This window comes from Roseomonas acroporae (assembly GCF_023223525.1).
GTDB classification, from domain to species: domain Bacteria; phylum Pseudomonadota; class Alphaproteobacteria; order Acetobacterales; family Acetobacteraceae; genus Roseomonas_E; species Roseomonas_E acroporae.
The window spans coordinates 1-9,942 of record NZ_JALPRX010000030.1 but is presented as its reverse complement, the minus strand read 5'-3'; the positions used below and the strand labels follow the sequence as shown (position 1 = coordinate 9,942).

The following is a 9,942-nucleotide window of genomic DNA, read 5'->3' as shown; positions in this document are numbered from 1 at the left end:
GGGGGGGGGGGGGGGGGGGGGCCGCGCCGGGGCCGGCCCCGGCCCCGCACCGCACCCCGGCGCCCCATGGACGGCCCCAGGCCCCGCCGACGGCGCGGCGGCGGCCGTCGCCCGGGGCTCCGGGAGCGCGAGGTTTCCATCCCCGCCATCCCCCTGCTAAAGGCCGCTCCATGCCCGCCCGCGATCCGTTGAACGTCCCGCCCGCCGGGGCCGCCGCCGCCTCGCCGGGACGCGGGTGGCCCCGGGCGCCGTCGGAAGGGGCGCGGGGTCGTCCGGAGCGGACAGGCTCGGCGCGGCGGACAGGGCTGGCGGCGGCGACCGGTCCGGCCCGGCGCCTCGGCGAGGCGCGCCGGCCGGCCGGAAGGGCCGTCGGGAAGGCTTGATCCCCGTGGCCGGGCAGAACGCAGGGACCGGGCGGCAGCAGGACCGCCCCTGGACCGAGGCCGAGCGCCTGTCGGCCCTGGACCGCTACGGCATCCTCGACACGCCGCCGGAGCGCGACTTCGACGACCTGGCCAGCATGGCCGCCGACCTGCTCGAGGCGCCCATCGCCGCCGTGAACCTGATCGCCGAGGGCCGGCAGTGGTTCAAGGCCGAGGTCGGGCTGGGCGTGCGGGAGATGCCGCTGGACAACGCCATCTGCTCGCGGCTGCTGCTCCAGCCCGGCGAACTGGTCATCCCGGACCTGCTGGAGGATGCCCGCTTCAACTGCAACCCGCTGGTCACCTCGGCGCCGGGGCTGCGGTTCTACGCGGGCGAGCTGCTGCGGACGCGGGACGGGCTGCCGCTGGGAACGCTGTGCGTCCTGGACACGAAGCCGCGGCCGGAAGGCCTGACGCCCCGGCAGCGATTCGTGCTCGGGACGCTGGCGCGGCAGGTGATGAGCCAGATCGAGCTGCGCCGGGCCATGGCGGAGCAGGCCCGCGCGGAGGCCCTGCGGCGCCAGACGCTCGACAGCGCGATCGACTTCGGCATCATCTCCACCGACCTGCAGGGCCGGATCACCGTCTGGAACCGGGGGGCGGAGAACGTGCTCGGCTGGCCGGAAGCCGAGATGCTCGGCCAGCCCATCGACCGCTTCTTCACCCCCGAGGACCGGGCCGCCGGGGTGCCGGAAGCCGAGATGCGGCGGGCCGAGCGGACGGGACGCGCGACGGACGAGCGCTGGCACCTTCGCCGCGACGGCACGCGCTTCTGGTCCTCGGGGGAGACGATGCTGCTCCGGGACGAGCATGGCGCCCATATCGGCTACCTGAAGATGCTGCGGGACCGTACGGAGCAGCACCTGACGGGCAAGGCCCTGGAGACGATCAACGACCGCTTCCGGCTGGCCCAGCGGGCCACGCGGGACGCGATCTGGGACTGGGACCTGCAGACCGGCGAGGTGCTCTGGAACGAGGCGCTGGTGGATGCCTATGGCTGGCGCCCGGAACAGGTGGAGCCGACCGGGGACTGGTGGATCGGCCGGATCCATCCCGACGACCGGGCCCGGGTGGCACGCGGCATCCACGAGGTGATCGACGGCGTCGGGACGAGCTGGACGGACGAATACCGCTTCATGCGGGCCGACGGCAGCCACGCGGAGGTGCTGGACCGCGGCTACCTGATCCGCGGGCCGGACGGCCGGGCCAGCCGCATGATCGGCGCCATGCTCGACATCAGCGAGCGCAAGCGGGCCGAGGCGGCGCTGCGCGAGAGCGACGACCGGCTGCGCCTCGCGACGGCCGCCGCCCGGATCGGCACCTTCGACTACCGCGTGCAGACCGACGCGCTGGTCTGGGACGACCGCTGCCGCGCGCTGTTCGGCCTGCCGCCCGGCGTGCCGGTGAGCTACGCCGGCACCTTCCTGGCGGGGCTGCACCCGGAGGACCGGGAGCGGGCGGACGCGGCGGTGCGGCGCTCCATGGAGCCGACGGGGTCGGGCGAGTTCGCCGTCGAGTACCGCACCGTCGGCCTGCAGGACGGGATCGAGCGCTGGATCTCCGCCCAGGGCGAGACGCATTTCGAGGCCGGGCAGCCGGTCCGCCTCATCGGCACCGTGCTCGACATCAGCGAGCGCAAGCGGGCCGAGGCGGCGCTGCGCGAGAGCGAGGCGCGGTACCGCGCCCTGTTCAACACGATCGACGACGGCTTCTGCATCATCGAGCTCTTCGACGGCCCGCACGGGCCGCTGAGCGACTACCGTCACGTCGAGGCCAATCCCGGCTACGAGCGGCACACCGGCATCCCGGACATCGTCGGCAGGACGCTCCGGACCCTCGCGCCGGACGAGGCGGACGGGTGGATCGAGTTCTACGGCCGCGTGCTGCGCACCGGGCGGCCGATCCGCTTCGAGCGCTACTTCGCCGCCGCGGGACGCCACATCGAGGTGTCGGCCGCGCGGATCGAGCCGGCGGAGCGGCGCCAGGTGTCGGTGCTGTTCCGCGACGTGACGGAGCGCAAGCACGCGGAGGCCGCCCTGCGCGACAGCGAGGCGCTGGCGCGGGAGAACATCCAGCGCGTGCAGCTCGCCCTCGCGGCCGGCGCCATCATCGGCACCTGGCTGTGGGACCTGCCCGCCGACCGCTTCACGGTCGACGCGGGCTTCGCGCACGCCTTCGGCCTCGATCCCGCGCTCGGACGGGATGGCCTCAGCCTGGAGCAGGTGGTGGCGAACGTCCACCCGGACGACAGGCCGGGGCTGGCCGACGCCATCAACGAGGCGATCGGCCGCGGCGGCGCCTACGCCCACCAGTACCGGGTGCGGCGCGCCGACGGGCGGTACTACTGGATCGAGGCGAACGGCCGCGTCGACCGCGCGCCGGACGGCAGGCCGCTGAGCTTCCCCGGCGTGCTGATCGACGTCGAGGAGCGGCGTGCCATCGAGGCCGAGCGCGACCGCGCCGCCGCGGCGCTGCGCGCCCTCAACGAGACGCTGGAGCAGCGGGTCGCCGAGCGCACGGCCGACCTGCTGCGCGCCGAGGAGCAGCTGCGCCAGAGCCAGAAGATGGAGGCGGTCGGCCAGCTCACCGGCGGCCTCGCCCACGACTTCAACAACCTCCTGACCGGCATCATCGGCAGCATGGAGCTCCTGAACACCCGCGTCGCCCAGGGCCGGCTGAAGGACGTGGACCGCTACGTCAACGCCGCCCAGAGCGCGGCCAGGCGCGCGGCGGCGCTGACCCACCGCCTGCTGGCCTTCTCCCGCCGGCAGACGCTCGACCCGAAGTCCACCGACGTGAACCGGCTGATCTCCGGCATGGTGGAGCTGGTCCGCCGCACCGTGGGGCCGGAGATCACGGTGGAGATGGTCGAGGCGGGCGGGCTCTGGCTGACCCTGGTGGATCCCCCGCAGCTGGAGAACGCGCTGCTCAACCTCTGCATCAACGCGCGCGACGCCATGCCCGGCGGGGGGCGGATCACCATCGAGACGGCCAACAAGTGGCTGGACGAGCGCGCGGCCGGCGAGCGCGACCTGCCGCCGGGCCAGTACGTCTCGCTCTGCGTGACGGACACCGGCACGGGCATGACGCCGGACGTGATCGCCCGGGCGTTCGACCCGTTCTTCACCACCAAGCCGCTGGGCCAGGGCACGGGGCTGGGGCTGTCCATGATCTACGGCTTCGTGCGCCAGTCCGGGGGGCAGGTGCGGATCTACTCCGAGGTGGGGCAGGGCACGACCATGTGTCTCTACCTGCCGCGGCACTACGGCGACGACGTGGGCCCCGAGGCGCCGCCCGAGCTTGCCGAGGCGCCGCGGGCGGGCCTGGGCGAGACGGTGCTCGTCGTGGACGACGAGGCCACCGTGCGCATGCTGGTGACCGAGGTGCTGGAGGAGCTGGGCTACGCGGCCGTCGAGGCGGCGGACGGCGCCTCGGGACTGAAGGTGCTGCAGTCCGACCTGCGGATCGACCTGCTGGTCACCGATGTCGGCCTGCCGGGCGGCATGAACGGGCGGCAGCTCGCCGATGCGGCGCGGGAGCTGCGCCCGGGCCTGAAGGTGCTGTTCATCACCGGATACGCCGAGAACGCGGTGGTCGGGAACGGGCATCTGGCGCCGGGCATGCACGTGCTGACCAAGCCCTTCGCCATGGAGACCCTGGCCAGCCGGATCAGGGAGCTGATCTCCTCGTAGCCGGCGCGGCGCGCCCGTTCCCCGACGCGGCGCCCCAGCACTTCCCGGCGCGGCGTCGCCGATGCTTCCTCCGCGCGGCGTCGCCAATTCTTCATACCCCCGCGCGGCGTCGCCAATTCTTCTCCCCCCGCGCGGCGTCGCCGCGACGCGATGTCGGCCCGGCAGGTGGCCCGGTGACGGCGAAGCGGGCCGCATCGCACCCCACCTCCGGTCGGGGCGCTGCCGGCAGGCCGAAGCCCTGCACGCTTGCCGCAGGCGGAACGGAGTGGGAGGCTGGGCCGGACGGGAGGAACAGCCATGCAGCGCCGAACCCTGGCACGGAGCCTCATGCTCGCCATCATCGCCGCCCCCCGGCTCGCGGGGGCCCAGCCGCGACCTGCCGACACGCGGATGCAGGCCGGCGGCGAGGCCTGGGCGACGAGCTGGGCCGGCTCGGTCCAGGGCCCCTACCCGGTCGGCAACCCCTCGGCCCAGCCGGACCAGCGTTTCCTCTTCCCCGACCCCGCCGAGGGCGCGCGCGACCAGACGCTGCGCCTCGTGCTGCGGCCGAGCCTCTGGGGGCGGGAGGCGCGCCTGCGCTTCTCCAACGCCTTCGGCACGCGGCCGCTCACGCTGGACGGGGTGCATGCCGGGCTGCAGCTCGGCGGCGCGGCGCTGCTGCCGGGCAGCAACCGGCCGGTCGGCTTCGGCGGGCAGCCCCGCGTCACCATCCCGCCCGGTGGGCAGGTCTGGTCGGACCCGGTGGCGCTGCCCTTCGCCGCCGATCCGGACGCGCCGCTGCTGGCCGGGCGCAAGCTCGCCGTCTCCTTCCATGTCGTCGGCGCCAGCGGGCCGATGACCTGGCACGCCAAGGCGTTGCAGACCTCCTACGGCACCGCGCCCGGCGCCGGCGCGCACGGGGCGGAGGAGGGCGAGGCCGCCTTCCCCTTCTCCACCGCCTCCTGGTTCTTCCTCGACGCGGTGGACATGCGCGCGCCCGCCGGCACGCCGGTGATCGTGGCCTTCGGCGACTCCATCACCGACGGCACCGCCTCCACCATGAACGGCGACGACCGCTGGCCGGACGTGCTGTGCCGCCGGCTCCAGGCGCGGCTGGGCAACCGCGTCTCGGTGGTGAATGCCGGCATCGGCGGCAACCAGGTGGTCGGCCCGGCGACCTACGGGCCGGAGCAGCCCTTCCCCGGCGGCCCCTCCGCCCTGTCGCGGCTGGAGCGCGACGTGCTGAGCCTCTCCGGCGTGACCGGCGTGATCTGGCTCGAGGGCATCAACGACTTCAGCCGCAACGGCAACGCCTCGCCGGAGGCGGTGCAGGCCGGCATGCGCGAGGGCGTGCGCCGGCTGCGCGAGCGGCTGCCCGGCGTTCGGGTGATCGGCGCCACGCTGGTGCCGGCGCTCGGCAGCAGCAGCGCCGCGCACGGGCACGCGGAGCAGGATGCGAAGCGGCGCGGGCTGAACGCGTTCATCCGCGAGTCCGGCCTGTTCGACGCGGTGGTGGAGTTCGAGCCCGTCACCATCGACCGCGCGAGCGGCGGGCTGCGGGCGGAGATGGTGCCGGAAAGCACCACGGGCGGGCGCGGGGACGGGCTGCATCCCAACCGCGCGGGGTATCTCGCCATGGGATCGGGCATCGATCTCGACGCGCTGCTGCCGGCGCGGCGGTAGGGCATCCGCAAGCCGGGCGCACCCGCCCGGCGACCCCGCCGGGGCGCATGCCGGCCGGCGGCGCCTGCCGCCCGCGATGCCGGCCCGCCCCCTGCGCCGTTTCCGGCCCTTGACCTCGCCGTTCCGCCCTTCTTCGGCGCATTCTCCGGGTCGCCGGGTTCGCCGCCCCGATCCGAAGGCGCTCCGGCCGGGCGGCACGGCCGCTACCCGGGGGATGCCGGTGATCGAAGGTCGTGCGCCAGTCCCCGAATGCCAGCAGCGCTTCCGCGGCCGGCGGCACCCGCGCCGTGCCGAAGCCGATCCCGGCGGCGGCGATGCCGGAAGCGAGGCCGCGCCACGCCACGAACCAGCCCTGCACGGCCGCCACCGCCGGCACGTAGGCGAAGCCGATGCCGAGCCCGATGATCAACCCGTAGCTCATCCAGATCTCGACCAGGGTCCGCGCCACCGCCGCGGTCAGCAGGCCGAGGCCGACCAGCAGCATGCCGATCACGGCGAGCGGCCGCGGCCCCAGCCGGTCCGCCAGCGGCCCGGTCACCGCGCCGGCCCGCCAGCGAGGCTGCCAAGGGAGGTGCGATGGGAGTTGCCGGAGGATCCCGCCGCTCGTGTCGCGAACGGCGTGGCAGGAGCCGTCGCCGCGGCACCATGACGCGCCGCCTCCGCCAGGCAGGTCGTTCCGGCGGGCCGCGACCCGACGGGGGCGGCGGGAACGGTCCGCCGGACGGCGCGGCAAAGGGCGTTCTGCTTCATCGGCGGTCTCCGGCGCCCATTGCTGTCCCGGATCCGCGCGCCCGGGATCATCCGATCGGGGGAGGCCGGGTCCGGAGCAGATCGCCGGGGGAGGGGGGGTGGGACCGTCCGATCGAACGCGGGTGCCTACGGGAACGACGGGGCGGAAGCCGCGCGCCGCCCAGGGTGCTTCCGACCGGTCGCCGCGCCGGCGCGCACAATATCTCGTTTTCCATCGTGGAATTGCCCCGGGGCGGACCGGGCACGCAGGCACGGACAGTCGTGCCGATGGCAAAGGGCTCGAATCGCCGCTCGCGGGGAGCCGGCAAGCCGACCCGACGGGCATGCGGGCAACCCTGCGCACGAAGGCTAACGATCATTCAAGATCGTTCATTGGTAAATTTGACTCGTATGGAATAGTGATTTTAAGTGCATCAACGATCTTCGACGCCTCTATACCCTCATGCCCCGGGACCCATCATGACGCTCGCGTCCGCCCGCCCTCCCTCCCGCCGCTCGCTGCTGCGCGGCCTCGGCCTCGCCGGGCTGGCGCTGCCGACCGCCGGCTTCGCGCCGCGTCCCGCCGCCCTCGACGCCCTGCTCGACAACCCGCCGCTCTGCCTCACCCCCGCCAGCGCCCCGACGCCGCCCGCCGGCCCGGCGCGCAAGCTCAAGCTCGCCTGGAACGCCACCGCGATCTGCGTCTCGCCCGTGGCGCTGGCGCAGAAGCGCGGCCTGTTTGCGAAGCACGGGCTTGAGGTGGAGTTCGTGAATTTCGGCGGCTCCACCGAGGCGCTGCTGGAGGCGATCGCCACCCGCAAGGCGGATGCCGGCGTCGGCATGGCGCTGCGCTGGCTGAAGCCGCTGGAGATGGGCTTCGACGTGAAGATCACCGCCGGCACGCATGGCGGCTGCATGCGGCTGATCGGCAACCCGGCGGCGGGCGTCACCGAGGACATCGAGTCGGTGCGCGGCAAGACCATCGCCTGCGCCGACATGGCGGACGCTAACAAGAACTTCTTCGCCATGCTGCTCAAGCGGCGCGGCATCGACCCGGACCGCGACGTGAGCTGGCGCGTCTTCCCGCCGCACGTCTTCGGCCTGGCGCTGGAGCGCGGCGAGGCGCAGCTCGTCTCCGCCGGCGACCCGATCGCCTGGACGCTGCGGCGCGACCGGAACCTCGTCGAGGTCGCCACCAACCTCTCGGGCGAGTGGGCGGACCGCTCCTGCTGCATCCTCGCCGTCAGCGGCGCGCTGGCGCGCAACGAGCGGCCGGTGGCGGCGGCGCTGACCCGCGCGCTGCTGGAGGCGCAGGAGATCGCGGCGCACGACCCGGCCGCCCCGGTCGAGGTGTTCATGGAGTACGCCCCCGCCGGGACGAAGCGCGAGGACCTGATCGCGATGCTGCGCTCCCACACCCACGGCCACCACCCGGCCGGCCACGACCTGCGGCAGGAGATCGCGCTCTACGTCGAGGAGCTGAAGTCGGTGGGCGTGATGCGCGCCAGCACCGACCCGCAGCGCTTCGCCGACCGCGTCTACGCCGACGTGCTCAGCGCCTGACGGAGGGATGCGACGATGAGTGAAGCGACCCTGGATCGCGCGGCATCGCTGCGCGCTTCCGCCAGGCAGCCGGCGCGGGAGCCGGCCACGCTGCCGGCACGGGCGGCCGCGCCGGCGCTCTGGCTCGGCGGCATCGTGGCCGGCCTGCTCTGGCTCGCCGGCGCCGGGCTCACGGCCGGGCTGGAGGACGGGATCGAGGCGCCGCGCACGGCCGACCTCGCCCTGCTGCAGGCGGCGTTCGGCGCCGCGCTGCTGCTGCTCGGCGTGCTCGGCACGCGCCTCGGAGCGCTGCACCGGCGCATCGCCCCGTCCGGTCCCTGGCTGGCGGTGCTGGCGATCGGCCTCGCCGGCTGGGAGCTGGTGACGGCGAAGCTGGCGCTGCTGCCGCTGCCCTTCTTCGCCTCGCCGCAGGCGCTGCTGGAGGTCTACCTGGAGGACTGGCCGCGCCTGGGCGAGAGCGTGCTGCGCTCGCTCTGGCTGCTGCTCAGCGGCTACGCCATCGGCGCGGCGGCGGGCTTCGTCGCGGGGGTGGCCATCGGCTGGTCGCGCGGCGTCGGCTACTGGGTGCACCCGGTGCTGCGGCTGATCGGCCCGCTGCCGGCGACCGCCTGGCTGCCCATCGCCTTCTTCGCCTTCCCCACCTCGGGCAGCGCCAGCACCTTCCTGGTGGCGCTCGCCGCCTGGTTCCCGGTGACGATCCTCACCTGGTCCGGCGTCTCCGGCGTCAACCGCGCCTACTACGACATCGCCCGCACGCTCGGCGCCTCCGGCCGCTTCCTGGTGCTGAAGGTGGCGATCCCGGCGGCGCTGCCGCAGGTCTTCGTCGGGCTGTTCATGGGGCTCGGCGCCTCCTTCTCGGTGCTGGTGGTGGCCGAGATGCTCGGCGTGAAGGCGGGGCTCGGCTGGTACCTGCAATGGGCCCAGGGCTGGGCCGCCTACGGCAACATGTACGCGGCGCTGATCGTGATGGCGCTGATGTGCTCGGGTCTCGTGACCCTGCTCTTCCGCGGCCGCGACCGGCTGCTCGCCTGGCAGAAGGGGACGGTGCGGTGGTAGCCCTCGCGAAGACGAACGCGGCAGCCGCCGGCAGCGCGGTCTCGCTGCGCGGCATCAGCCACCGCTTCGAGCTGGAGGGCAGGCCGCTGCCGGTCCTCGACGGGATCGACCTCGACGTGGCGCCGGGCGAGTTCGTCGCGCTGCTCGGCCCCTCGGGCTGCGGCAAGTCCACGCTGCTGCGGCTGCTCGCCGGCCTCGACGCCCCGAGCGAGGGCGAGGCGCTGACCGATGGCGAGCCGGTGCCCGGCCCGGACCCGTCGCGCGTCCTCGTCTTCCAGGACCCGACGCTCTACCCGTGGCGCACCGTGCGCGCCAACGTCTCGCTGGGGCTGGAGGCGCGCGGGCTGATCCGCACGCAGCGCCACCGCGTGGACGAGGCGATCCGGCTGGTGGGGCTGGAGGGCTTCGACAGCGCCTATCCGCACCAGCTTTCCGGCGGCATGGCGCAGCGCGTGGCGCTGGCCCGCGCGCTGGTGAACGATCCGCGCCTGCTGCTGCTGGACGAGCCGCTGGGCAAGCTGGACAGCCTGACGCGGCTTTCCATGCAGGGCGAGCTGGTGCGGCTGTGGCAGCGCTCCGGCCTGACCGCGCTGCTGGTGACGCACGATGTCGAGGAGGCGCTGATCATGGCGCAGCGCGTCATCGTGTTCTCGCCGAGGCCGGCGCGGATCACGGCGGAACTCGTGGTGGACCGGCCCTATCCGCGGCACCGCGACGACCCGCACCTCGTGGAGCTGCGGCGCGAGGCGCTGGGGCTGCTCGGGCTGAACGACTGAGACGGCGGGGAGGGCTCCGCCCTCCCCGCACCCCTCCGGCCA

The 9,942-nt window shown here is 74.3% G+C and carries 5 protein-coding genes and 1 pseudogene; 5 read left to right on the top strand and 1 reads right to left on the bottom strand.

The window, feature by feature from the left end:
• Window positions 1–388: 388 nt before the first annotated feature.
• Window positions 389–4,114, top strand: a complete 3,726-nt coding sequence (locus M0638_RS08395; RefSeq protein WP_248666522.1) for a PAS domain S-box protein — start codon at window positions 389–391, stop codon at window positions 4,112–4,114.
• Between the two features lie 297 nt (window positions 4,115–4,411).
• A complete protein-coding gene (locus M0638_RS08390) occupies window positions 4,412–5,776 on the top strand; it encodes a GDSL-type esterase/lipase family protein (RefSeq protein ID WP_248666521.1) in 1,365 nt (454 codons plus the stop codon).
• A 238-nt stretch (window positions 5,777–6,014) separates the two neighbouring features.
• On the opposite strand, the pseudogene M0638_RS29240 reads toward M0638_RS08390, so the two are convergent.
• Window positions 6,015–6,851: pseudogene (locus tag M0638_RS29240) on the bottom strand (MFS transporter); the annotation flags it as partial.
• A 134-nt stretch (window positions 6,852–6,985) separates the two neighbouring features.
• Between M0638_RS29240 and M0638_RS08385 the strand changes: the two are divergent.
• The 3 genes from M0638_RS08385 to M0638_RS08375 are packed head-to-tail and all read left to right on the top strand — an operon-like array spanning window position 6,986 to window position 9,900.
• Window positions 6,986–8,068, top strand: coding sequence for an ABC transporter substrate-binding protein (locus tag M0638_RS08385; protein WP_248666520.1), 1,083 nt, complete (start codon window positions 6,986–6,988; stop codon window positions 8,066–8,068).
• A 15-nt stretch (window positions 8,069–8,083) separates the two neighbouring features.
• Window positions 8,084–9,124 carry an ABC transporter permease gene (locus M0638_RS08380; RefSeq protein ID WP_248666519.1) on the top strand — a complete coding sequence of 347 codons (1,041 nt, stop codon included), beginning with the start codon at window positions 8,084–8,086 and terminating at the stop codon, window positions 9,122–9,124.
• Window positions 9,118–9,900, top strand: coding sequence for an ABC transporter ATP-binding protein (locus tag M0638_RS08375; RefSeq protein WP_248666518.1), 783 nt, complete (start codon window positions 9,118–9,120; stop codon window positions 9,898–9,900). Before M0638_RS08380 ends, M0638_RS08375 begins: the two co-directional genes overlap by 7 nt.
• Window positions 9,901–9,942: the final 42 nt, after the last annotated feature.

Excerpts from the sequence above, each read along its gene's own strand:
- M0638_RS08390 (WP_248666521.1), top strand. The coding sequence starts at position 4,412 with ATGCAGCGCCGAACCCTGGCACGGAGCCTCATGCTCGCCATCATCGCC.
- M0638_RS08380 (WP_248666519.1), top strand. The coding sequence starts at position 8,084 with ATGAGTGAAGCGACCCTGGATCGCGCGGCATCGCTGCGCGCTTCCGCC.
- M0638_RS08385 (WP_248666520.1), top strand. The coding sequence starts at position 6,986 with ATGACGCTCGCGTCCGCCCGCCCTCCCTCCCGCCGCTCGCTGCTGCGC.